Annotated in this window: 18 protein-coding genes; 17 read left to right on the top strand and 1 reads right to left on the bottom strand. The window is 47.8% G+C overall.

Annotated features, from left to right (window positions below; genetic code table 11):
• The first annotated feature begins 5 nt into the window (after positions 1-5).
• The 16 genes from V8I28_RS09340 (at position 6) to V8I28_RS09265 (ending at position 22,677) form a co-directional block, all read left to right on the top strand.
• Positions 6-998: a D-isomer specific 2-hydroxyacid dehydrogenase family protein gene (locus V8I28_RS09340; RefSeq protein ID WP_341779854.1), complete on the top strand. Its 993-nt coding sequence runs from the start codon at positions 6-8 to the stop codon at positions 996-998.
• A gap of 136 nt (positions 999-1,134) precedes the next feature.
• The gene (gntK, locus tag V8I28_RS09335; RefSeq protein ID WP_341779853.1) at positions 1,135-2,673 is read left to right on the top strand and encodes a gluconokinase; all 1,539 of its coding nucleotides are present in this window, start codon (positions 1,135-1,137) and stop codon (positions 2,671-2,673) included.
• 116 nt (positions 2,674-2,789) lie between these two features.
• Positions 2,790-3,692, top strand: a complete 903-nt coding sequence (gene gnd / locus V8I28_RS09330; RefSeq protein WP_341779852.1) for a phosphogluconate dehydrogenase (NAD(+)-dependent, decarboxylating) — start codon at positions 2,790-2,792, stop codon at positions 3,690-3,692.
• A 464-nt stretch (positions 3,693-4,156) separates the two neighbouring features.
• Positions 4,157-6,652, top strand: coding sequence for a TIM-barrel domain-containing protein (locus V8I28_RS09325; RefSeq protein ID WP_341779851.1), 2,496 nt, complete (start codon positions 4,157-4,159; stop codon positions 6,650-6,652).
• Positions 6,653-6,727: 75 nt separating this feature from the next.
• Positions 6,728-8,125, top strand: a complete 1,398-nt coding sequence (locus V8I28_RS09320; protein WP_341779850.1) for an MFS transporter — start codon at positions 6,728-6,730, stop codon at positions 8,123-8,125.
• A gap of 101 nt (positions 8,126-8,226) precedes the next feature.
• Positions 8,227-9,654, top strand: a complete 1,428-nt coding sequence (gene uxaC, locus V8I28_RS09315) for a glucuronate isomerase (RefSeq protein ID WP_341779849.1) — start codon at positions 8,227-8,229, stop codon at positions 9,652-9,654.
• A gap of 351 nt (positions 9,655-10,005) precedes the next feature.
• Complete coding sequence (locus tag V8I28_RS09310) at positions 10,006-10,725, top strand: MIP/aquaporin family protein (protein WP_341779848.1); 720 nt, start codon at positions 10,006-10,008, stop codon at positions 10,723-10,725.
• A 426-nt stretch (positions 10,726-11,151) separates the two neighbouring features.
• Positions 11,152-11,856 carry a GntR family transcriptional regulator gene (locus tag V8I28_RS09305; RefSeq protein WP_341779847.1) on the top strand — a complete coding sequence of 235 codons (705 nt, stop codon included), beginning with the start codon at positions 11,152-11,154 and terminating at the stop codon, positions 11,854-11,856.
• A gap of 381 nt (positions 11,857-12,237) precedes the next feature.
• Positions 12,238-13,083, top strand: coding sequence for a 5-dehydro-4-deoxy-D-glucuronate isomerase (gene kduI / locus V8I28_RS09300; RefSeq protein WP_341779846.1), 846 nt, complete (start codon positions 12,238-12,240; stop codon positions 13,081-13,083).
• Between the two features lie 67 nt (positions 13,084-13,150).
• Positions 13,151-14,218 (top strand): mannonate dehydratase, encoded by a 1,068-nt coding sequence (gene uxuA, locus V8I28_RS09295; RefSeq protein ID WP_341779845.1) that lies wholly within the window; start codon positions 13,151-13,153, stop codon positions 14,216-14,218.
• Between the two features lie 15 nt (positions 14,219-14,233).
• A complete protein-coding gene (locus V8I28_RS09290; RefSeq protein WP_341779844.1) occupies positions 14,234-15,184 on the top strand; it encodes a sugar kinase in 951 nt (316 codons plus the stop codon).
• Between the two features lie 194 nt (positions 15,185-15,378).
• Positions 15,379-16,386 (top strand): LacI family DNA-binding transcriptional regulator, encoded by a 1,008-nt coding sequence (locus V8I28_RS09285; RefSeq protein ID WP_341779843.1) that lies wholly within the window; start codon positions 15,379-15,381, stop codon positions 16,384-16,386.
• 228 nt (positions 16,387-16,614) lie between these two features.
• Positions 16,615-18,099 (top strand): glycoside-pentoside-hexuronide (GPH):cation symporter, encoded by a 1,485-nt coding sequence (locus V8I28_RS09280; protein WP_341779842.1) that lies wholly within the window; start codon positions 16,615-16,617, stop codon positions 18,097-18,099.
• 72 nt (positions 18,100-18,171) lie between these two features.
• Positions 18,172-19,755: a tagaturonate epimerase family protein gene (locus V8I28_RS09275; RefSeq protein WP_168899340.1), complete on the top strand. Its 1,584-nt coding sequence runs from the start codon at positions 18,172-18,174 to the stop codon at positions 19,753-19,755.
• Positions 19,756-19,805: 50 nt separating this feature from the next.
• Complete coding sequence (gene uxaC / locus V8I28_RS09270) at positions 19,806-21,269, top strand: glucuronate isomerase (RefSeq protein ID WP_341779841.1); 1,464 nt, start codon at positions 19,806-19,808, stop codon at positions 21,267-21,269.
• A gap of 160 nt (positions 21,270-21,429) precedes the next feature.
• Entirely contained in the window at positions 21,430-22,677 is a 1,248-nt protein-coding gene (locus V8I28_RS09265) for a hypothetical protein (protein ID WP_341779840.1), read from the top strand.
• Between the two features lie 60 nt (positions 22,678-22,737).
• On the opposite strand, the gene V8I28_RS09260 is transcribed toward V8I28_RS09265, so the two are convergent.
• The gene (locus V8I28_RS09260) at positions 22,738-22,911 is read right to left on the bottom strand and encodes a hypothetical protein (RefSeq protein WP_341779839.1); all 174 of its coding nucleotides are present in this window, start codon (positions 22,909-22,911) and stop codon (positions 22,738-22,740) included.
• A 249-nt stretch (positions 22,912-23,160) separates the two neighbouring features.
• Between V8I28_RS09260 and V8I28_RS09255 the strand changes: the two genes are divergently transcribed.
• Positions 23,161-24,567, top strand: a complete 1,407-nt coding sequence (locus V8I28_RS09255; RefSeq protein ID WP_341779838.1) for an MFS transporter — start codon at positions 23,161-23,163, stop codon at positions 24,565-24,567.
• Positions 24,568-24,796: the final 229 nt, after the last annotated feature.

Raw genomic sequence — 24,796 nt, 5'->3', positions numbered from 1 at the left:
GGAAAATGGCACAATATAAAATTGCGGTGGTTAACTCAAGTAGTTTTGGACAAGTCTTCAAGGAACACTGGAAGCAAATCGAAGAAATCGGTGAAGTTAAGCGGTTCATGCTGCCAACTGACATCGATGGTAAGTCATTAGCCAAGGAATTAAACGGCTACAACATTATCATTGCTTCCGTTACGCCAATGTTTAACAAGGAATTCTTTGACAACAAAGACGAAACCTTACTGATTTCTCGTCACGGTATTGGCTTTAACAACGTTGATATCAAAGCTGCCAAGGAACATGGGACGAAGGTTGCCATTGTGCCACAACTGGTTGAACGTGACTCCGTTGCCGAAAACGAATTGGCTAACTTGATGACCTTGGTACGGCGGACGGTTCAATCCGCAGAACGCGAACGTGATGACCGTTACGAAGACCGGGCCGAATTCATGGGTAATGAATTATCCGGCAAGACCTTTGGGGTTATCGGCTGTGGGAACATCGGTAGCCGAGTAGCCGAATTGTTCAGTGTCTTTGGTGGCCCAATCCTGGTCAATGACCCAGATCCTAAGGCTCCAGCTGGCTGGTTGAAGAGCCACAACGTTCAACGCGTTGACTTGGATACGTTGCTGGAAAAGGCGGATTACATCTCCTTGAACGCGTCCTTGAACGATGGCAACTACCACTTAATCGACGCCAAGAAGATTGCCAAGATGAAGAAGGGTGTTTACCTGTGCAACAACGCTCGGGGTGCCCTGATTGATGAAACGGCCCTCTTAGACGGGATCAAGTCTGGCCAGATTGCCGGTTACGCTGCCGACGCTGTTGAAGTGGAACCAGTTCGGGCAACCTCACCATTACTGCAAAACGACCGCGTCTTATTGACGCCACATACCTCTGCTTACACCTACGAATGCTTGCACGGCATGGGTGAAAAGTGTGTCAGCGATGTGAAGAATATTGTTGCCAACAAGCCGTTGGTTCGTGAATTAACAAGTACTTTAGCCTAGTAAACAGGCCGAACGGGACCATGTGCTGCTAATTGGGGGCACGTGGCCCCGTTTATAGCCTAACGCGACATACGATGCACGGATATTTTAAAGCAAGCAGCCAAAAATCGCCAAAATAAAAGGAAGTTGAAAAATTATGGATTATTTAATCGGAATTGACGTGGGAACCACGAGTACCAAAGCCGTTCTGTACAATACTGACGGGGAAATCTTCGGTTACGCCAACAAGCTGTACCCCCTGATTCAAGACAACCCCGACATGGCTGAAGAAGATCCAGACGTCATCTTTGATGCCTCTGTCGAAGCCTTAAAGGAAGTTACGGCCAAGGCCGATCCTAAGGAAGGGAAGATCTTAGGGGTTTCCTGGTCGACCCAACAGCATAGCCTGGTGGGGATGGACAAGGACTACAAGCCAACCACGCGGGCCATTACGTGGGCCGATAATCGGTCTGAAAAGGTGGCTTCCCGGATGGCCAAGGATGGAAGCGGTCTGGAACTGTACAAGCGGACCGGCTTACCAACCCACCCCATGGGTGTCGTCTACAAGTTACTGTGGATTAAGGAACAGCATCCCGACATTTACCAAAAGACCCAATACTGGGTTGGCCTGAAGGAATACCTGTTATACCGGTACTTTGGTCAACTTAAAGAAGAGACCAACATGGCTTCAACTACCGGTCTGTTCAACATCCACACGATGGACTGGGACGAAGAATCCATGAAGTTGACCGGGATTACCCGCGACCAACTGCCAGAACTCGTGGACACCACGTATCAGATGAAGGGCCTGCACCCAGAGATTGCCAAGAAGATTGGTTTCTCCGCAGACACGCCATTCATCATGGGTGGTACCGATGGGGCCCTCTCTGAAATCGGTTTGGGCGCCATTAACAAGGGTGAAGTTGCCGTGACGATTGGGACTTCCGGTGCGGTTCGGACCTTCGTGGACAAGCCGCAAATCGACCCTAAAGGCCGGATTTACTGCTACCCCGTTATGCAGGGTAAGTGGATTATCGGTGGCCCAGTGAACAACGGGGGGATTGTCTTCCGTTGGGTTCGGGACAACCTCTTTGCTCCCGAAAAGGCGCAAGCCAAGAAGGAAGGCAAGGACCCTTACGATCTATTAACTGAGATTGCCAGCAAGGTCCCAGCCGGTTCCGACGGCCTGATCTTCCACCCATTCTTGGGCGGTGAACGGGCCCCTATCTGGGACGGTAACGCTCGGGCTTCTTACTTTGGGTTAACCCGGCAACACAACCGCTCACACATGGTTCGGGCTGCTCTGGAAGGGATTGTATACAACCTCTACACCGTTGAGTTGGCCTTGAAGGAAGCCATGGAACCAACGGCCATCTTGGCAGCCGGTGGGTTTGCCCGGTCACCACTCTGGCGGCAAATGCTGGCGGATATCTTCGAAGAACCCGTTACCATTCCAGAAGCCTTCGAAAGTGGTTGCTTGGGTGCCATGGTGATTGCGCAGATTAGTTTGGGCTTAGCCGACGACCTGTCCGTCGTTAAGAAGTTTATCGGGAAGATGAACACGTACAAGCCAAACCCAGAAACTTTCGAAAACTACCGGGAAATCATGCCAATCTACATCCGACTCGGCCGGAAGTTACAAACTGAGTACGACAGTATCGCAGAATATCAACGGAAACGCGCACCAAAGGAATAAATCGTTAGTTTTGATGATTTATTTTCAAAAACTGCTTGAAATTTGTAAAAGTTTTTCATATAATAAGAATCGTTAACTGATATATTACTTTTTTCAAGCAGAGAGGAACTTATACCATGAAGATTGGATTAGTTGGATTAGGTAAGATGGGTAGCAACTTAGCTCAAAATATGATGGACAACGGTCACGAAGTTGTTGGATTTGATTTGAACAAAGATTTTGTTAAAGAAGTTGCCGGATTCGGCGCAGAACCTGCTACGTCACTGGACGACTTGCTTAGCAAGTTGCCTTCTCCTAAGATTGTTTGGTTGATGCTGCCAGCTGGCAAGCCAACCGAATCAACTGTTGCCACGTTGACAGAGGTATTGACTGCCGGCGATTACATCGTTGATGGCGGGAACTCCTTCTGGAAGAACTCCGTTGAGGACGCCAAGAAGGCCGAAGCCAAAGGTATCAACTTCTTCGATTGTGGGACGTCTGGTGGTCAATCTGGTGCCCGGCATGATGGAAACTTCATGATTGGTGGGACCAGTGCGGAAGCCTTTGAAACGTTGAAGCCAGTCTTCGAAGGCATTGCTCAAGAAAATGGTTACCTGTACACCGGCGCTGCTGGTTCAGGCCATTACTTGAAGATGGTGCACAATGGTATTGAATACGGGATGATGGAAGCTATCGGTGAAGGATTTGATGTTCTGGAACACAGTGACTTCAACTACGATAACGAAGCCGTTGCCCGGTTGTGGAACTCCGGTTCTGTGGTTCGTTCATGGCTGATGGAGTTGGCTCAAGAAGCCTTCGCCAAGGATGCCAACCTTGAAGAAATTCGGGGAACGATGCACAGTTCTGGTGAAGGTAAGTGGACGTTACAAGAAGCCCTCAACCAAGAAGTTCCAGTTCCAGTTATCAGCCTTGCGCTGATGATGCGTTACCGTTCAATGGAAAACGATACCTTCACGGGTAAAGTTGTTTCTGCTCTACGGAATGGTTTTGGTGGCCACGCGGTCGACAAGATCAAGTAATCCTAAAAATTTAAATGACATCGCAGACGAAAGCTCAGGCCAAGCAGCCTGAGCTTTTTTGTTGGTTTGAGAAATTAGGATGACGTGAGTAAACTGGTATTTAAGTCTAGTGGCTAAGGGGGAACCAATCTCAAAATAGGTCGACTTTTGTCGTAGTTTTGGGGCGTGCTAAGGCGTGGCTAATGAAAGATGTTCACGCTGTGTGAATATAAATTAATTTATTCTACGAAAATGTAGGGAACGGTTATCTCTTCCAAATGCTGATGTGACGGTCTTTAAAGTTCAATCAGCTATTAGTAGTGATCAAGAAAAGCGAAACGTCCGTTGACAGCGCTTTCACTAACTAGTAAGATATGGGTGTTGGCAGAACTGGTATATTACTATTTCAATTGTGGGATAACATATTCTTCGATTGCGAGTAGATTACTAGATAAGACAGCTTTTTTGGACAAGGAGTGAGATTAATGAAGTTAAGCAGCAAGATTCAGTCTGTGGAGAATCGGGGCGACTATTTGGCCATTAAGACCAATGGCGCCCAGTTTCAAGTTTACCTGCTGGATGATAACATTATCCGGATGCGGGGAACGTTCAAGGACGAATTTGCTCCAGAAGCATCCTATGCTTTGGTCAAAACTGCATGGGCAGATAAGACTGATTCGTTAATGGCCGGTGAACGGGAACGGGTTCAACCTCTTCCGCTCGACCTGAAAGAGGATGCGGATAGCTACTCGGTCTCCACGAAGAACTTAACCCTGAAGATTAATCGTGAACCATTTGGGTTTGAAGTTCTCGATAAGGCGGGCAACGTGTTACATAAGGATTTACCGAAGCGCGCCTTCCTTCAAGATGACTTGGGTCGCTCATACCATTACAGTACGATGGGCGATCACAATTTCTTCTATGGTTTTGGTGAAAAGTCCGGTGAATTGAATAAATTCAAGCGGCGGATGCGGATGCACAACACCGATTCCTTAGGTTGGAACGCGGCTAAGTCGGATCCACTTTACAAGATGATTCCGTTCTATATTGATTTCGACAGTGAAATGAATATCGCTTCAGGACTTTACTACAATAATTCCAATGACTCAACGTTCGATATGGATAGCGAGCACAGTAACTACTGGCACCGTTACAGCTACTTCGAATGTGATGGTGGTGATCTAGATGTCTTCTTCATCGCCGGGCCAACCATTAAAGACGTGGTGGAACACTACACGGATCTGACGGGGAAGACGGCCATGATGCCTAAGGCTTCGTTGGGTTACATGGGGTCAACCATGTACTACACGGAATTGGACAAGGATGCCGACCAGGCGATTTTAGACTTCGTCGACACCTGCAAGCAAAACGACATTCCGTGTGATGGGTTCTTCATGTCATCCGGTTATACGACCGGTGAAGATGGCAAGCGGTACGTCTTCAACTGGAACAAAGAACGCTTCCCAGATCCACAGGAATTTGTGAACAAGTTGAAAGAAAAAGGGGTCTTACTCGCACCGAACGTTAAGCCGGGGATGCTGATTACCCACCCCTATGCGAAAGACTTTGCCGACGCCAATGCTTACATCAAGACGCCGGATGGCCAGCATGATCAAGAAGACCAATACTGGGGTGGTGCCGCCCACTTCGTTGACTTTACCAGCGAAAGCGGCCGGAAGACTTGGGCGAAATTTATGACCAAGCAGCTCCTGTCCCTCGGGATTACCAGTATCTGGAACGACAACAATGAATACGAAATTAATGAAACCGCCGCCAAGGTTGACGCGGATGGCGTTCACCAAACGATTGGTGAGGTCAAGCCGATTATGCCAACCATGATGGCTAAGACCGCGCAAAAGGCGATTGCCGATTATGATCCAAATGTCCGGCCGTACCTGATTAACCGGGCCGGGTTTGCGGGGATTCAACGGTATGCGCAGACTTGGGCCGGGGATAACCGGACGAGTTGGACGAACGTGAAATACAACATTCCTACTATCTTGGGAATGGGTCTTTCCGGGGTAGCCAACCAAGGCTGTGATATCGGGGGCTTCGATGGACCGGCACCGGAACCAGAATTATTTGTCCGCTGGGTTCAAAATGGGATTTTCCAGCCACGGTTCTCGATTCATTCCTCCAATGACGACAATACCGTCACGGAACCTTGGATGTACCCGAGCTACACGAAGTATATTCGCGATGCCATTCAGTTGCGTTACCAATTGATTCCGTACTTCTACTCACTGTTGCATGAAGCTTCTGTGACTGGGGCACCGATCATGCGGCCGTTGGTTTACGAATTCCAAAACGATCCGAAGACCTTTGAAGAAAGCTTCGAATTTATGTTGGGGGCTTCACTCTTAGTCGCCAACGTGGTTGATAAGGGTCAAACGACCAAGGAAGTTTACCTACCAAAGGGTGCCGATTGGTATGATTTAACCAATTATCACTACTACAATGGGGGTCAAACCGTTGAGGTGCCGGTCGACTTGGGGAGCATTCCGATGTTCTTACGGACGGGGAGCATTATCCCTGAAAGCAAGGGCTTGATGAATATCCACAACGATACCGTTGAAAACTTAGACGTTTTAGTTGAACCCACCACGGCGAGTGACTTCCAGTTGTACGAAGATGACGGCAAGACCATGAGTTACAAGCAAGGGGACTTCTTGACCACGGATATTTCCGTTAAGCCAAGTCAGCACCAAACGTTAATTAACTTGCATAAGCAAGGATCTTACGATTCCAAACTGAAGCGGTACACGTTCCGCGTTTGCTGCCCAGACATTGCGCCATTAACTATCGAACTGCAGGGCAAGCCACTGGCTCAATTCTTGAAGTTTGATAAGTTCAACGCAGCCACTGAAGGTTGGTTCTTCGATGGCGAGAAGCGTCAAGTGATCATTAAATTTAATAATGTAAGCGATTCAGACATTGAGCTGAGCATTGAATCCAGTGTTAAGGACTTAATCTCAATCTAAATCTAATTATTTGCTATATTTGCGGCATCTCACTTTTTTAAAATTATCTTGGCAAAATTGCCGGAGGTTGGAAAAATGGATACACAAAAAACAAGTATTGATCGTTCAAAACCGTTTGGTTGGGCGGACCGTTTTGGTTACGCCTTAGGGGATGTTGGGAACAACTTCTCATTCGCTGTTGTGAATACCTTCTTGATGATCTTCTACACCAATGTGTTGGGATTATCAGGGGTAACCGTGGGACTCTTGTTCCTAATTGCCCGGTTTATTGATGCCATTGCTGATATCACTGTTGGTCGGTTGGTCGACAGTAGTAAGTTACACAAGCGGGGACGGTTTATTCCGTGGATTGCCCGTTTCAAGTATCCACTGCTGATCGCGACAATCTTGGTTTTTGTGCCATTCGTTAAAGAGTGGGCGTTTCCATTCAAGATTACTTACGTCTTTGTCACTTACTTACTGTGGGGGATTTTCTACTCCACGGTGAACATTCCTTATGGCTCTATGGCGTCCGCGCTTAGTGACTCACCTAACGATAAGACTTCCTTATCGACTTGGCGGAGTCTGGGTTCGGCGACTGGGAGTGCCATCGTCAGCTTCGTGGTACCCATCTTTATGTACGTGGGTGCTTCACAGAAGATTGACGGCGTCCGGTTTTGGATCGTGGCCTCGATCATGGCGCTCTTAGGTTTCGGCTGCTATATCTTAACGAGTAAGTTACCGACCGAACGGGTACGGACACAACGGAGTGAATCGGTTCCGCTGGGGACTGTGCTGAAGGATATGTTTACGGACCGGGCGTTGGTTATTCTGGTGGTTTTGGATATCATCTTGGTCATTAACCAAAACTTATCGGGAACGAACATTTCTTACCTCTTCAATGATTATTTTAAAAATAGTAGTGCCATGTCCATTGCCTTAATCTTTAACTTTGCGACGGTCCTGCTATTAGCGCCATTCGCCCAATACTTCACCAAGAAGTTTGGTCGTAAGGAAGTCACGACGGTTTCGCTGTTCTTTGCCAGCATCGTCTACGGTATCCTGGTCTTCATTCATACGAGTAGTGCCACGGTTTATCTGGTCTTCCTGTTCTTCGGTAGTTTAGGCGCGGCCATGTTCAACCTGATGGTCTGGGCATTTATTACCGATGTGATTGATAACCAGCAAGTGACGACTGGTATTCGGGAAGACGGGACCATCTATGGGGTGAACTCATTTGCCCGTAAGGTGGCGCAAGCCTTGGGCGGTAGCTTTGGGGCCTTCATGCTGACGATGATTGGGTACGTTTCCTCCACGACCGGTGGGGCGGAGCAGTCCCAGCAAGTCATTGACCGCATCTACTATCTGGCTTCGGGAATTCCAGCGGTCTGCTGTGGTTTGGCCGCGCTAGTGATGTTGTTCCTCTACCCACTGAATAAGAAGCGCGTTGAATCTAACGCCGCTATTCTACGGGAAAAGAATTTGAAGAACTAATCTGAGCGACGACGGTTGGACAGATGTCGCATAAATTAGGATTTAAGTAGTTTGAAAGTAATCACCAATAATTTTGATAAAAATTAAAGGAGACCTTTGTAATGGCTTTATTGAACGAAGACTTTTTACTCACGAGTGAACCAGCGAAGAAGCTGTTCCACGAACACGCAGAAAAGATGCCGATCATCGACTATCATTGCCACCTTGATCCTAAGGATATTTACGAGAACAAGAATTATCCAAATATCACGCGGATCTGGTTAAATGATGGCAACGCCGGTGACCACTACAAGTGGCGTTTGGAACGGGCTAATGGGGTTCCTGAAGAACTCATCACTGGGGATGGCGATGAGTATCAGAAGTTCTTAGCCTGGGCCAAGACCATTAACCGTGCGATTGGGAACCCACTCTACGAATGGACCCATTTGGAATTGAAGCGCTTCTTCGGAATTGATGAAGTCTTCAATGAAAAGAGCGCACCGGCTATTTGGAAGAAAGCGAACGCCTTACTCCAAACGGATGACTTCAAGCCACGTAACTTGATTAAGAATGCTAACGTCAAAGTGGTCTGCACCACGGACGATCCAGCTTCTGACTTACACTACCACAAATTGTTGAAGGCCGAAGAGAAGGAAAATGGCTTCAAGGTCTTACCCGCAATGCGTCCCGATAATTTGGTACGGATTAACCAGGGCGACTACGGCGAATATATGAATAAGTTGAGCGAAGTCTCTGGAGTCGATATCACTGACTTGAAGTCCCTGACGAAGGCTTTGGAACAACGCTTCACCTTCTTTGCTTCAATGGGTGGTCGCCTGTCCGACCATGGGTTAAACACGTTCCACTACGCCGAAGCTACCGACGATGAGTTCAATGCCATCATGGCTAAGGCACGTCAGGACAATCAACACTTGACCGACGACGAAGTTAACAAGTATCAGACGACCTTACTGAAGGTTCTGATGCGGTTAAACCAAAAGTTTGGCTGGACGATGCAATACCATATCAACGTCTTACGTAACGCGAACGGCCCAATGTTCCGCAAGTTGGGTGCCGATACGGGCTGGGATTCCATGGGGTCTCAACCCGGGATTGCCGGTGAAATGATGAAATTGTTGAGTGCGATGTCTGAAGAAGACAGCATTCCTAAGACGATTCTGTATTCCACGAACCCGAACGACTGGATGGAATTGGCCACTGGGATGCAAAGCTTCCAAGGCGATGGCGTTCAAAAACTCCAATTAGGCTGTGCATGGTGGTTCAACGATACCCGCGATGGGATGCACGACCAATTAAACATTTTGGCCCAACAAAGCCTGTTGCCAAACTTCGTGGGGATGCTGACGGATTCACGGAGCTTCCTCTCCTACACGCGGCACGAATATTTCCGTCGGGTGCTGTGCAACCTGATTGGTGAATGGGTCACGACGGGTCAAGTACCAGAAGATTACGATTACCTGGGTAAGATTGTGGAAGATATTTCCTACAATAACGCTCACGACTACTTCGGGTTCTTTGATGAAGACTAGTCGCTTAAAATAGTGAGGTGCTAACCTCGGAAACGCGATGTTTATTTCTCCTATAAGGGAGGGATGGACATCGTGTTTTTTGTTTACATTTGGTTTTCCAAGTGAATTCAAAATGAAAAATAATGGAAATTCGACTCGATTCGGGCAGGAATTCCGACCAATTTCGGGTCAATTCTAACTAATTTTGTGATAATTTTCAGATTATGGTGTAAAACCGCGAAAAAAGATTGAAAGCGATCGACGATAGGGGGATGATATTAATGCTGCTGTTTTTTACAGGTTGGTCTGCTGACCGACGTGAACATTTTCGGCAGGGTAAAAAAGAAAATATGATGGGTGAGGTATTGAGTGATGCATTATTCTTTATTCGTTCGGTGTATGGCCGAGTTGATTGGGACGGCCGTGATGGTTGCCCTGGGTAACGGTTCGGTGGCCAACGTGGAGTTAAAGGGAACTAAGGGCTACCATGGTGGTTGGATTCTCATTGGTTTTGGTTACGGGATTGGCGTGATGATTCCGGCGTTAATGTTTGCCACGATTTCGGGTGCGCAGATTAATCCGGCGATGACGGTCGCCATGGCCGTTACTGGTAATTTTCCTTGGCAAGAAGTGATGCCATACATATTCGCACAGACGGTCGGGGCCATCGTTGGTCAGCTGGTATTGGTTCTGGCCTATAAGCCTTACTATGACCGGACGACCGATGCCGAGGCGATCCTGGGGACGTTCTCCACGATTGACGCGGCTAACAGCCAACTGAATGGCTTTATCAATGAGTTCGTCGGCACCTTCTTGTTGGTGCTGGGAGCGGTCAGTATGACTGCAGATAAGATCGATCCGCGAGCAGATTTTATCGGACTAGGCTTTCTGGTCATGTGTCTCGTCATTTCCTTTGGGGGACCGACCGGACCGGCGTTGAATCCTGCTCGAGACATTGGGCCCCGCTTGCTTCACGCGGTTTGGCCGTTCCCACATAAGGGGAGTTCGCAGTTTGCCTACAGTTGGGTGCCGATCGTGGCGCCAACCGCAGGAGCGATTGCGGCGGCTGTGTTGTACCAGCAAGTCTTTTAAATAATTTTTTGAATCAGGCCCTCAAAAATTGAGCGTCTGATTTTTCTATTGATTGGTGATTTTAGGAGACAAAATAATGATTTTTAGCGAATAATAATATAAAATCAAATAACATGATACGGATACTCTATTGGCATCAGTCAAGCTAATGGTACCGACTGCCCTTAATCTGATTAACAAAAACCAGAATTATGTTTAGAAGTCAATTAATAACTGCGAGGGTAGTTTAGCGGTGGAATAAAAAGTTCGTGAAAAAATTTACGAGCAGAGTAGTCACTGTTAGGGCTTGAGCGACTAGCAAGTTAATCGTTTTACTAATCTCCGGTAGGATCACCCGTTTCAAAAAAATCAAGGGAAAACTGGTGACACCTGTGTTAAACTAATATACAAGTAAAATGACGTAGGTATTAAGGAGGTGTAGTTGAGATGCAACAAATGACGAAAAATATGCGAAATGAGGCGTATTCCGAGCTTCGCTATCGGATTATGCACAATAAGTTTATCCCTGGTCAAAAAATCTCTGAGAAGACGATTTCAGAGGAATTAGGGATTGGTCGGACGCCAGTTAGAGAGGCGATCATTCGGATTGAACGGGATGGGTTGATCGATGTCATTCCGCAGAGTGGGACGTATATTTCGCAAATCGATATGGAAAAAGCCAAGGACGCACGCTTTGTCCGGCAAAACGTTGAGGTTGAGATTATGCTGGAGACCACTGCCAAGATGACGGATGCTGCGTATCACGAGCAGAGGGTAAACTTACGGGAGCAAGCGGTTGCGATTCAAAAGGAAGATCCAGATACTTTCTTCGATCTCGATGAGGCCTTTCACCACCGGTTTTACACGGTTGCGGGCCGCGATAATATTTGGGATTGGTTACAGACCGTAAACATGCAGTTGAACCGGTTCCGGTGGATCCGACTAAAAGTTAATACGCTTAATTGGCAGACAATTCTGCAGCAGCATGAGAACCTGTTGGATGTCGTCTATCGGCGTGATCTGGAAGATGTTCGGTTCCAAACGACCGCGCACTTGAGATTGATGCTACAGGAGCGCAAATATCTGCTGGATAAGTTTCCGGGATATTTTATGAACGTGGGTCCAGGCGACAAAACTGATTTGGATATTTAACCAGATGACATCGTCGGCGATGGCGTGAACTATCGGCGGCGTTTTTTATCGGAACCGGGAGGCAAGACGGCTGGTAATCTCGATAAAAATTCACTATAATGAACACGTTAACATTTTTAAATGAATGCGCTTCCATCTCAACGTTATCAAGCCGCTGCAAAGCGAAGCGCCTTGCTGGTTTCTCTTCTTTTCAGGACCCATCACGGACAATTTACAACGTGAAACTTGTTACAAGATGGCATGGAACTTGGTTATGCTGATTTTAAGTCTGTGATATATGAGAGGGCTTTTCTGCTGGCATGTGCTAAACTGGTATGTGGGCTGAGCAGAGGGAAAGAGCATTCATTAGTTGGTTAATCACTACTATATGGAGGTAATACCATGGCATTCAATATGACCACTCAATACGCGCACAGTCCCGAAGATATTGACCATTACAACACCGACCAGATGCGTGAACAATTTTTGATGGAAAAGATTTTTAGTCCAGACGACATTCTGTTGACGTACACGTACAATGATCGGATGATTTTTGGTGGGGTTACGCCAGTTCATGGTCCACTAGAGATTAAGCTGGACAAGGAGTTAGGCGTCAATTACTTCCTAGAACGGCGCGAATTAGGCTTTATTAATATCGGCGGTGCCGGGACCGTTACCATTGATGGCACGGAGAGCGCGATTGCTCCTCACGATGGTTTTTACATTGGGATGGGAACCAAGCACGTAACCTTTGATTCGATTGACCCGACGACGCCGGCTAAGTTCTACGTGGTTTCTACGCCAGCTCACAAGACCTATCCTAATAAGAAATTGGTCTACAAAGACGCGATCGCCATGCCTAAGGGTGATCAAGAACATATGAACAAGCGGGTTATTCACAAATACATCGATGCGTCGACCATGCAGACGTGTCAGCTTCAAATGGGTTACACGGTTCTTGAACCAGGAAATTCGTGGAATACGATGCCTGCTCACACGCATGCTCGGCGGATGGAAACGTACCTGTACTGTGAATTTGGCTCTGCAGATACCCGGGTCTCACACTTCATGGGGACCCCTGAAAATACCAAGCATATCTGGATGAAACAGGACCAAGCCGTCGTCAACCCGAGTTACTCAATTCACTGTGGTGTCGGGACGACGAACTACGCCTTCATCTGGGCAATGTGTGGTGAAAACCAAACTTATGATGATATGGATCAAGTTGCAATGAATGATCTGCGGTAACTAAGACGAGAGAAGTCTCCTAGTTGCTGTTAAGTTGCTAATTGCGACTAAAAGGAGAGAACGAGAGATGGAAATGGGATTTCGCTGGTATGGCCCCGATGAGGATGCCGTTAAGCTCCAGGATATTCGGCAGATTCCGGGCGCTCAGCAGGTTGTCGGTGCACTATTCGATGTACCGGTTGGTGAGGTGTGGCCGCTGGCTAAAATCAAGGCGTTAAAGGCCCAGATTGAAGCAGCGGGTTTGAAATTTACAATTGTCGAATCCGTTAATATTCACGACGATATTAAGATTGGCCTGCCAACCCGGGACCACTACATTGAAAATTATCAACAGACGATTCGTAACCTCGCTCAGGTGGGTGTTAAGACGATTTGCTATAATTTTATGCCAATTTTTGACTGGATTCGAACGGATTTACACTTCGAATTGGCGGATGGGTCCAAGGCGCTTGCGTTTCAAGAACGCTACACCGCGGAGGATCCCCAGGCGCTTATCCAACAAATTCAGCGTGGCGATAACGGCTTCAGTCTCCCTGGCTGGGAACCGGAACGACTAGCTAAGGTTCAACAGTTATTTAAGGCTTACGCGGATGTGGATGCATCGCGGCTATCAGCTAATCTCAAATACTTCTTGGACGCGATTTTACCGGTCTGTGAAGCCTGCCATATTCAAATGGCCTTGCACCCAGACGATCCGCCGATGCCGTTATTTGGCTTACCACGAATCTTTAAGAACGCTGCTGATATGCGGGCCATCGTGGCCATGAATCCCTCGCTTGCGAATGGCTTTACCATTTGTACGGGTAGTCTGGGTGAGAACCCGGACAATGACATTCCCGCCATTATTCGCGAGTTTGTAGCCCAGGGGCGGGTGCCATTTGTTCATGCACGGAATATCAAGTTTACTGGTAACGGTCGCGACTTCCGCGAGGCGGCACACTTGTCCAGTGCGGGTTCTCTTGATATGTTTGCGATTATGAAAGCTCTTCATGATTCTGGTTTTGACGGCGTGATTCGTCCGGACCACGGTCGTGACATTTGGGGAGAAGCGGGACGTCCCGGCTATGGTCTTTACGATCGGGCACTGGGATTAACGTATCTGAACGGACTGTGGGAAGCGATTGCCAAGTCCTAACGGGAGGTGTAGGCGATGGGCGAATTACTGACGATTGGAGAACCAATGGTGGTCTTCGAAGCTCAGGAGAGCGATGTTGATCTGACCACGGCTCAAAAGTTTCAGAAATTTTCTGCGGGGGCGGAACTCAACGTGGCGATTGGCATGGCCCGACTGGGGCACCCGGTCGATTATGTCTCTGCAGTGGGCGATGATCCTTTCGGTAGCTACCTGCGACGGGTCTTACGGACCGATGGCGTTGCCGATGCGGCGATGCTCACGAAGCCGGGCTTGCCGACGGGCTTTTACCTTAAGCAACGCGTGACCCATGGTGACCCGGCCGTTGCCTATTTTCGCCAAGGATCGGCGGCGGCCAATTATCAACCGGCCGATTTGGCAACGGTGAACCTTGCGGGCGTTCGGTTTGCCCACCTCTCGGGAATCTTCGCGGCCTTGTCAGCCAATTGCCTGGCGACTTACCGGCAACTCAATGCTGATCTGGTCTACAACCGAATTCCAGTGACCTTCGACCCCAATCTTCGCCCGACATTGTGGCAGTCTCAAGCAGAAATGATCCGGGTAACCAATGACTTGGCCCGTTATGGGACCATCGTTATGCCGGGACTCAGCGAGGGTCGTACCTTGACGGGCCAGCAGACGCCGGCAGCCATTGCTGATTTCTATCTCCAGCAGGGTGTCACGACCAAAGCCGTTATTGTAAAGTTAGGCGCGGACGGGGCGTTTGCTAAATTAAGGAATGGCCAACAGCTAACGGTACCGGGATTTTCCGTCCCACGAGTCATTGATACTGTGGGAGCGGGCGATGGCTTTGCCGTTGGTCTTATTTCCAGTTTGCTGGAAGGGCAGCCGTTACCCAAGGCTTTAAAGCGGGCCAATGCCATTGGCGCGATGGCCGTTCAAAGTCCGGGTGATAACGATGGTTACCCGACTAGACAACAGCTAGACCAATTCTTGAAGACACCGTAAATTGAAAAAAACGATGAAATCGTCGGTCCAAACACTGTATTTGGTCGGCGATTTTGTTATAGTAGGTCTATTAGCAGTTCTGCAGATAACGTCAACACCTTAGAAAGTCTCGAGGCGTGCTTAAAGTTAACCCGCTCAGCTGCAGAAATAGAGAGTCGAGCAATTGATGATCGTAACAGGGAGGCAGTAAGACATTGGAAGAGGTAACGATTTTAACAATTGCTAAGCGCGCTAACGTTTCGCATACCACGGTTTCACGTGCTCTGAACGATAGTCCCTTAGTCAAAGAAGAAACAAAACGTAAGATTCGCAAGATTGCGGACGATTTGGGCTATGTGCCCAACATTAATGCCAAGGGGTTAGTTGAGAAGCGCTCCTTTATTATTGGAATCTTCTTCTCAGAATTGGATACAGGGACGTCACCGAGTTTCTTGGTAGATGTTATCAATCGATCGAAAGAAGCCTTACCTGTCGGTTATTCGATTTCTATCGACAGCATTGAGGCGTTGGATGGGAGTAACGCCATGAGCCGGCACCAATACGACGGAGCCATCGTCGTGAGTCAAAGTACGAACGATGATGCGTTTATCAACATGATGATTGAACGGGGCTTGCCTGTCGTTATCCTCAACCGAAAGATTAATCGGGAGGACGTCTCCAACTTCACGACGGATGACTATCTAGGCGCTCGGAAATTAATGGAATATGCCGTTCGAATGGGGCATCAGAAGTTTGGCCTGATCAAAGGGGCCAGCGACTTCGTTTCGACGCATGATCGGCAGCAAGCCTTTCTAGACGTCACGGCAGCTAGTGGTGCAACGGTTAAGCCGGAGTGGATTCAACAGGGAACGTATTTGCCAGATAGCGGTTACGAGTCCATGCGAACGATCCTCGGGGCAATCGACACGCCAACCTGTGTCTTCGCGTCTAACGATGATATGGCGGCCGGTGCGGTTCGAGCCTGCCAAGATCTGGGGTACTCCGTGCCGGATGACATCTCAATTATTGGTTATGATGACATGAGTTACGCGAAATATTTGGTTCCACGATTGACGACGGTCCGCAAGCCAACCGATGATATTGTTCAAGAAGGAATTGATGCCTTGACGAAATTATTGGACGGTTCAATGACGGATCCAATAAAAAAAGTAATCGTCCCAACGTTGATAGTCCGGGATTCTGTAAAGGATTTGCGAAAATAATCCTTTTTTTATTAAAAAAATTGTTAACGTGTGCATGAGTTTGTGATAGTATAGACATTGTTAAAGGAAAGCGCTTACTAATGTGTCGTTGGAAGCTCTGACGTTTAACATTTGTTGTGGAAACCGATGAGCGATAGCGATACAGCGTTAATGTTTGTGTTAACGTGTGTATCTAAATTGTAAGCGATTTCGGTTAACGGTTTGAAGCAGATTCAAGGAGGTGCTCAAATGAGCGAAGAAGCAGCAACAAGTCCAAAACCCGCCGTTAAAGATGGGGAAATGATGAATGACTCCTCAAAGCGGATTCCTACTCATGAAAAGATTGCTTATGGGTTTGGGGACTTTGGTAACGGCTTCATGTTTGACCTTGGGCAAGCATACCTGACTAAGTTCTGGATTGATGCGTGTGGTATCGGTGCCGGAGCCGTCGCTGGGATTTTTGCTTTCACCAAGATTTTCGATGCGTTTATGGATCCAATTGCCGGGTCAGTTATTGATAACCGGAAGAACATCGGTAAACGTGGTAAGTTCCGTCCGGTCATGATGATTTCAGCCATCATTTTAGGGATTATGACCGTCGTAACGTTTACGATGCCATCTGGTCTCACTGGGGTCCAAAAGATTATTTATGCATATGCTGCATACATGATTTGGGGCCTGGTTTATTCATTTACCAATGACCCGTACGGTTCTTTGGCTTCCGTTATGTCCCGGAACTCGCAAGACCGGAGCTTCATGGCGACCTCTCGTCAAGTTGGTTCTGTCGGTGCCCAGTTCATCGCCGGGGTTGCTTTCATTCCTTTGATGGGTTTGATTGCTAACGGGAACACTGGTGTCAAAGAAGAACATGGTTACTTCTGGGCAGCCGCAGTCTTCGCTGTCATCGGGATTGCAATGTTTGCCGTATGTTACTTTGGAACCAAGGAAAATGTTAAGGTTCACCGGGCAACTGGTGAAGCAGCCAAAAAGGAAGGCTTTAAGGATTACATCAAAGTTATCTTTAAGAACGGTCCTTTAGGTGCCTTGATTCTGATGACCTTGTTTACCATTTCTGCCATGAACACGAACAACCAAATGATGGTGTTCTACGCACAATACAACTTGGGTAACATTGGTCTTCAGCCAATCATCAACGCTATTATGATGGGTTGCTCAATCGTCGGGGTCTTCATGATTCCTACGCTGACCAAGCACTTTGGTCAAAAGCGGACCGCAATGTGGAGTTTCGTTGTTGGTGCCGTAGCCAACATCTTAAACTACTTCTTGCCTTCCAACGTTATCACATTCATCGTCTTAGTTACCATTGGTTACACGGCTTTAGCTATTCCTAACGGGATTACTTGGGCCATGGTTTCCAACGCGATTGACTATGGTGAATGGCGTTCAGGTGTCCGTAAAGAAGCTATTACATACGCTGCATTTAACTTCTCACGGAAGATTGCACAATCACTGGCTGCTTTAGTTAGTGCCGGTGTCTTGGCCTTAACGGGTTACGTTGCCAACGCAACGCAAACACCGCGTGCCTTAAATGGTATCAAGGCCGCTATGACGTTATATCCTGGCCTTTGCTTAATCATTGCCGCTGTTGTAATCGGTTTCTTATACAAACTGGATGACAAGCGCTTTGGTGAAATTGCCGATGACCTTGACCATGGTCGTTGGGAAGGCGGCAAGATCGGTGAAAGCAAAGCTACCGACCAAGACAAGGATTAGTCGTCACACTAAATAATTTGGGATCACGGTTTTTAAAAACTTTATCAAACTACATTATGGAGGGTTATATCAATGGACTTACAAAAGTTAGTTTCAGATGTCTATGAGATTATTGCTGCCCAAGGTAACTATGACAGCTTATCAGATAAAGAAGTTTATGCACCTTCAATTCAAGTAGATCGCCGCAACGTCTACTTCATCTTACATGAAACCGTTAACAAGCAAACTGCCAAGACTTTGGTTGTTTACGAAGATCGCGATGACGTCAAGGACTTTGACGCCAAGGAAAGCATCGTTGACCACAACAAGACGTTAATCACTGGTGACTTAAACGAAACCAACTGGCGTGCACTTGCTAAGCGCTTCGCTTGGATCAAGCCTACGTCTCGTCACGGTTACAAGTACACCTTTGGTTTAGGTGACCGGTTAGGCAACGCTTCTAACGCTCACTTACGTTTGTTCAAGGGCCGGGGCATTGTACCTGTCTTAGCACAACAATCCATTCGTGAATTACTATTGATGAACCGTACCGAAACCGATGTCTTATTGGATGCCGGCTGGGCCGTCTTTGAAGAAGGTTACACCGATGGCTGGGTTGACGATGGTGACCACGTTAAGAACCCTCACGAAGTTGACTACGCCGTTAAGGCTGGTTGCACCATGATTACTTTGGATGCTACCGAAAAGATTCATAACGAAGTTGCTAAGTTCTCCGATGAAGAATTGGATGAAAAGTTCAACGCTTTGGATGACGACTTAGTAGAACGCTTCAACAAGACTTACTTGGACAAGACGTTCCAAATCAGTGACGACGCTTCCGTTCACTTCTCCAAGCGTGACGTTGAAGAATCAGTTCTGATCTTCTATGGAGCTGTTAAGTACGCTATCTTCATCTACCACAAGTTCATCGTTCCTTACAACTTGGACTTCGAAATTTCTATGGATGAAACGATTGTGCCAACGACACCTGCAAACCACTACTTCTTTGCTAACGAATTACATCGTGAAGGCATCACTCCTGAAACCATCGCACCTAAGTTCTACGGTGAATTCCAGAAGGCCATTGACTACATCGGTGACGTTAAGCGCTTCGAACGTGAATACGTTGTTCACGAAGCCATCGCTGAAAAGTTTGGTTACAAGTTGAGTATTCACTCAGGTTCCGACAAGCTTTCCGTTTACGAAATTATCGGCCGGATTTCCAAGCAACACGGCTGGCACGTTAAGACCGCTGGGACTAACTGGTTGGAAGCTCTCCGGGTTATTGCCCATGTCGATCCTAAGTTCATGGTTCAACTTTACAAGTTTGCTTACGACAACTTGGATGACGTTGCTTCATTCTACGTCTTCAACGCACAAACCGATGGGACTGCACCAAAGCCAGAAACGATCAACGAATCCAACGTTATGAGTTTGCTGGACGGCGATGACTCTCGTCAAGTTCTGCACACGATGTACGGTTCACTCTTGAACGCTCAAAAGAGCTACAAGTACGTTTACCGTGACAAGTTCTTCAAGATTTTGAAGGAACACCAAGACCTGTACGACAAGTACTTGAACATCCACATTGCAGAACACCTCGACTTACTTCAAGGTTTGGCAAAGTCCAAGGCTGAAGTTCAAGCTAAGTACGAACCAAAGATTAACGAAGACTAATTAGATTACCGCTAAGTAATTAGTACAACTCTACAAGGAGGAATATCCTGATGGCTTTATTGGACGACAATTTCTTACTCGGCAATGACATGGCCAAGAAACTTTTCAACGACTATGCCAAGGATATGCCAATCATTGACTTCCATTGTCACTTAAACCCAAAGGAAATCTATGAAAACAAGAACTATCCTAACATTACACGGATTTGGTTAAACGAAGGCGTTTACGGCGACCACTACAAGTGGCGTCAAGAACGGACCAACGGGGTTCCTGAAGAATTAATCACCGGTGACGGCGATGAATATCAGAAATTCTTGGCCTGGGCTGAAACGATCGAAAGTGCCTTGGGGAACCCACTCTACGAATGGACCCACTTGGAACTCAAGCGTTTCTTCCACATTGACGAAGTTTTGAGCCGGAAGACCGCACCAGACATTTGGAAGAAAGCCAACGCTGAACTCCAAACTGATGCTTTCAAGCCACGGAACTTAATCAAGAATTCCAATGTTAAGGCTGTCTGCACGACCGATGATCCAGCATCTGACTTGCACTACCACAAACTGTTGAAGGAAACCGAAGCTGAAAACGGCTTCCGGACTTTACCAGCAATGCGGCCTGACAAGTTGATCCAAGTGGACCGTGATGGCTTTGCCGACTACCTGAAGGAATTGAGTGAGGTTTCTGGTGTCAAGATCACTTCATTCAAGACGATGATCGATGCTGTTAAGCAACGGTTTGAATTCTTTAGTGAAATGGGTGGCCGTCTATCTGACCATTCTCTGTTAACTTATCACTTCATCGAAGCTTCAGACAGCGAGCTGAATGCGATCTTTGATAAGGGTGTCAACAACGAAGAATTGTCGCCTAAGGAAGTTGACCAATACTTAACCGCTCTATTGGAAAACTTAATGAAGTTGAACAAGGAATTTGATTGGACGATGCAGTTCCACATCAACTCTATCCGTGACCTTAACCGGCCAATGTTCGACAAATTAGGCCCTGATACCGGTTATGACGCTGTTGGGACGCAACCTGATATTGCTGACCAAATGGCCAAGTTATACACGAAGATGCAAATCACCCATGACATTCCAAAGACGATCTTCTACTCCTTGAATGACAACGATTGGATGCAATTAGCAACCATGATGGGGGCCTTCCAAGAAGGTGGCAAACAACGCTTGCAACTCGGTGCCGGCTGGTGGTTCAACGATACTGCCGAAGGTATGGACGAACAATTGCGGGTCTTCGCCGAAGAAAGTCTGTTGCCTAACTTTGTTGGGATGCTGACCGACTCACGGAGCTTCCTGTCATACCCACGTCATGAGTACTTCCGTCGGGTTCTCTGCAACTTCTATGGTAAGTTGGCTGAACAAGGCCGGGTACCTGATGATGAAGAAATGTTGGGGAAGGTTGTTCAAAACATTTGCTACAACAATGCTTACAACTTCTTCAAGTTCTTCCCAGACAAGACGCCTGACGAAATTTTCGGCAAGCTGACGGTTAATAACTAGGGTAAACGAAAAAGTCTCGCATGAGCTTCCGTACGGGAGTCCTGCGGGGCTTTTTGTTTGCCGTGAGCCCGGAATTTTGCGTTACACCGCTCTTGTCGCAACGCTGAACGAGCTCTAAACTGAAGATACGATTTATTTTGAGAAAGGGGCGTCTCTACTTATGAATGAAAATCCATTGAATATTCTGCATACCATTGGCTTCGATCAGCTATATCCTGTGATTCGCTGCCAATTGACGTTTAGCGATCCTTTGGACCAGGACCGCTTAGTGAAAGCCATTAATCTCACGGCAAAGGTGGTTCCCGAACTGTTCTGTCGCTATGAGATGAGTGACAATAGCTGGCAACCGGTCGTCCAAGACGGTCGGGAGGTCCTGAATGTCTTGCCAGACGATGCCCAGCTCGATGCTACACCGGATTGGGAGAAAGAAGCTCAGGTCCGTTTTGAACTACAGCCAGCTGGTAAGGGTAACCGGTTGACCATCACCATGAGTCATATCTTGACCGATGGCAGTGGGTTTAAGCAGTACCTGTACTTATTGAGTAAATGCTACAGCCAGGGCGCTACGACGATTAATAGCGTGGTTAACGTGGTTAATCTCGACTGGTTAAAGGACCTTCTGAAACAGCATCCAGCGGCCGCTAAACAGGGCAACGTGGACCATCCGGCCAAGCCGTTAGCCTTGCCGCAATTGACGAACGAGACGGGTGAACAGTCGCGGCCTAACGTGAGTGGCTGGCGCTTGACGCCGGACCTGACGCGTAGCCTGATCAACGCGACCCACGCGCAAGGTGTGACGGTTAATGACGTGCTGCTGACGACCTTCGGCAAGGCGGTTCAGGCCTTCGATCGTGACGGCGATGAGCTGGCCATTCCTTGCCCCACGGACATGCGGCAGAAGATCGATGAGGACCCGGCAGCGCTACGGATTGCCAACCACACGGCGCGGTTCAATCCGGCCATTCACTCACCACAAGACGAAGCCATCTCGGTTTCCGTGCAGAAGATGCACGTCGAAATGCAACGCCTAAAGGACCACGACCAGTTCCTAGATTCCGTCCGATCCTTGATGGCGCAGTATCAAACGGAGTCGATTAAGCAACTACAAGAGATTGTGGAGGCCAACTACCACGTTCGGGCGATTGCGTTCACTAATTTTGGCATTATCGATGACGCGCGGCTCCAATTTGCCGAAAATACGGTGACCCATTGTCTGATGACCGGTTCGTTCCGGTACGCGCCGATGTTCCAGGTTGCTTGCAGCACCTTTAAAGGTCAGTTGAGCCTGGGCTTTAACATGATCGGAACGACCGAGGAAGTCCAAGTCGGTCGGGTCGTCGTTCACGATATGATTTCTCGGATGAAAGAGTTCATGAATCAATCTGAAGTGGGTGCCGATGTGCTTTAAGCATTAATGGCATGAAAAAAGCTCTCCCACAATGGGGAGAGCTTTTTGACTACCCTGAAATTACTTCAGAGGTTCAGTTTGCTTTTGGATGAGTTGCGTGTAACTTTGTGATAAGGATTGTTGCGTTGCGGCGTCAGAATTAGTCGTAGAAGCAACGGCTTGGGTTGCGAAGACACCTGAACCAAAAACAGCAACGGCAGCGACAACAGCTAATACGCGATTAAATACATGCATGATATAAATACCCCTTTTTCTTTTCTCTTCTCTTTTGTTCACGTGAACATCGTATGATTTTCTGAAAACAAAGTCAAGGGTCAAAACTTAATGTAATGGTTTTCATTGAAAACTTTTTTGTATTTCGTGCCAAATCCCGAAATAAAAGGCTTTCTGCAACCGATTTAATGGCAAAATTCCCATGAAAATTTTTGAAAAGGTGGGTATGATAGAAGGTAACGAGTAGTTGTAAGAAAGTGAGATGTTCAAATGACGCAAGTACCAAACGATCCAGATAAAGTTTCCCGGAAGAACTTAATTGCCATCTTTGCGGTGGCGATTATGGCCTTTCTGGGCATTCTGGTGGAAACTTCCATGAACGTGACGTTCCCCACCTTAATGCGGACGATGCACGTTTCCCTGAGTACGGTTCAATGGATTACCACGGGCTACTTACTGATGGTGGCCCTATTGATGATTACCTCGGCTTTTCTGAAGCAGCGATTTAAGAATCGGCAATTATTTATCGCCGGGGCCTCGCTCTTTATTTTAGGTGATTTAATTTGTGCGCTCGCACCGAATTTCCCCATCCTTTTGTTAGGCCGTTTAATCCAGGCGGGGTGTGCTGGGATTGCGATTCCACTAATGTTTAACGTTGTCTTGGAAAGTGTTCCGCGTTCGCGGCTGGGCTTCTACATGGGCTTGGCTGGCCTGATTCTGATGATTGCGCCGGCTAGCGGGCCGACTTTCGGGGGGATCATGGCTTCCCTGGGTAATTGGCGCTTGATCTTCTGGTCAACGTTACCGGTCGAAGCCCTAATTCTTCTATTGGGGGTTGGCGCGATCAATCAATTCTCGCCTGTCCGGAAGGTTCACTTTGTTTGGGGGCAGTTTAGCTTACTGGCGGTTGCCTTCGTGAGTTTCACGATGGGGCTGAATAGTCTGACTAGCGCTGGCTGGTTAAGCTGGCAGTTCATGGGTGGGATTTTGCTCGCGATTGTGATGATGACGGGCTACATTCTGGTGGCCAAACACAGCGATCAGCAGTTGCTCAAACTGGAAATTTTCCGAAACCCGGTCTTCACGTTTAGTTTTATTGCCTACGTTATCCTACAATTCTGTAACATCGGGATTAACTTCGCCCTCCCAAACTACGCCCAGATTGTTGTGGGAGCCAGCTCACTCTTTGGGGGGCTGATGTTGCTTCCTGGTAGCCTGGTGACGGCGATCTTACAGCCGTGGTTTGGCCACTTGCTGGATGAACATGGTGCGCGGTTGCCGATCTTGCTGGGGAGTAGTCTCTTCCTGGTGGCCGCTGCCGGGTTCACCATCTTAGGCCAGCGGTTAAGCGTCCTGGTGATTGCGATTCTCTACGTGGTCTTTAGTATCGGTCGGTCCATGGCCTTTGGGAACACCATGACCAATGGGCTAAAGGAAGTCGATTTCAGCCAACGGGCGGACGCCAACGCCATCTACAACACCGGCCAGCAGTTCGCCGGCTCGGTGGGGACCACCATCCTGGCCTCGCTGATGTCGTCCGTTAAGGTTAGCGGCATGTCCTACGCACACGAGACGGCGTTAGGGAGTCAATTAGCCTTTGGCTTGATTCTGACGCTGAGTATCTTGAACTTTGGGCTGTATGCCATTGTGTTCCACTATCAGAAGACAGATAAATAACTAAAGGTTGAAAGTAGAATAAACGCGCTGATTCCCGGAACGATGGTGTTCTGTTCACTAAAATTGGTGAAACCAGGAGCCTGCGCCTGCCAGGGGTTCCGCCTGCTATGGGAGACACCTTCAGCCTGAGAGGCGGGCTTCCGGTTCGCTGGGAAGCCTTGCAGAACCCGCAAGGCTCCCAAGTCGCCCCACGCTGTAAGCTGAGAAAAAACCTCAGCTAACACCGTCG

Origin of the sequence: Levilactobacillus sp. HBUAS70063, assembly GCF_038374745.1 — a bacterium.
Taxonomy (GTDB): Bacteria; Bacillota; Bacilli; order Lactobacillales; family Lactobacillaceae; genus Levilactobacillus.
Note: the sequence above shows the minus strand (reverse complement) of the source record. Positions and strands in the feature narration are given on the sequence as shown.

Excerpts from the sequence above, each read along its gene's own strand:
- V8I28_RS09340 (WP_341779854.1), top strand. The coding sequence starts at position 6 with ATGGCACAATATAAAATTGCGGTGGTTAACTCAAGTAGTTTTGGACAA.
- gntK (WP_341779853.1), top strand. The coding sequence starts at position 1,135 with ATGGATTATTTAATCGGAATTGACGTGGGAACCACGAGTACCAAAGCC.
- gnd (WP_341779852.1), top strand. The coding sequence starts at position 2,790 with ATGAAGATTGGATTAGTTGGATTAGGTAAGATGGGTAGCAACTTAGCT.
- V8I28_RS09325 (WP_341779851.1), top strand. The coding sequence starts at position 4,157 with ATGAAGTTAAGCAGCAAGATTCAGTCTGTGGAGAATCGGGGCGACTAT.
- V8I28_RS09320 (WP_341779850.1), top strand. The coding sequence starts at position 6,728 with ATGGATACACAAAAAACAAGTATTGATCGTTCAAAACCGTTTGGTTGG.
- uxaC (WP_341779849.1), top strand. The coding sequence starts at position 8,227 with ATGGCTTTATTGAACGAAGACTTTTTACTCACGAGTGAACCAGCGAAG.
- V8I28_RS09310 (WP_341779848.1), top strand. The coding sequence starts at position 10,006 with ATGCATTATTCTTTATTCGTTCGGTGTATGGCCGAGTTGATTGGGACG.
- V8I28_RS09305 (WP_341779847.1), top strand. The coding sequence starts at position 11,152 with ATGCAACAAATGACGAAAAATATGCGAAATGAGGCGTATTCCGAGCTT.
- kduI (WP_341779846.1), top strand. The coding sequence starts at position 12,238 with ATGGCATTCAATATGACCACTCAATACGCGCACAGTCCCGAAGATATT.
- uxuA (WP_341779845.1), top strand. The coding sequence starts at position 13,151 with ATGGAAATGGGATTTCGCTGGTATGGCCCCGATGAGGATGCCGTTAAG.
- V8I28_RS09290 (WP_341779844.1), top strand. The coding sequence starts at position 14,234 with ATGGGCGAATTACTGACGATTGGAGAACCAATGGTGGTCTTCGAAGCT.
- V8I28_RS09280 (WP_341779842.1), top strand. The coding sequence starts at position 16,615 with ATGAGCGAAGAAGCAGCAACAAGTCCAAAACCCGCCGTTAAAGATGGG.
- V8I28_RS09275 (WP_168899340.1), top strand. The coding sequence starts at position 18,172 with ATGGACTTACAAAAGTTAGTTTCAGATGTCTATGAGATTATTGCTGCC.
- uxaC (WP_341779841.1), top strand. The coding sequence starts at position 19,806 with ATGGCTTTATTGGACGACAATTTCTTACTCGGCAATGACATGGCCAAG.
- V8I28_RS09265 (WP_341779840.1), top strand. The coding sequence starts at position 21,430 with ATGAATGAAAATCCATTGAATATTCTGCATACCATTGGCTTCGATCAG.
- V8I28_RS09260 (WP_341779839.1), bottom strand. The coding sequence starts at position 22,911 with ATGCATGTATTTAATCGCGTATTAGCTGTTGTCGCTGCCGTTGCTGTT.
- V8I28_RS09255 (WP_341779838.1), top strand. The coding sequence starts at position 23,161 with ATGACGCAAGTACCAAACGATCCAGATAAAGTTTCCCGGAAGAACTTA.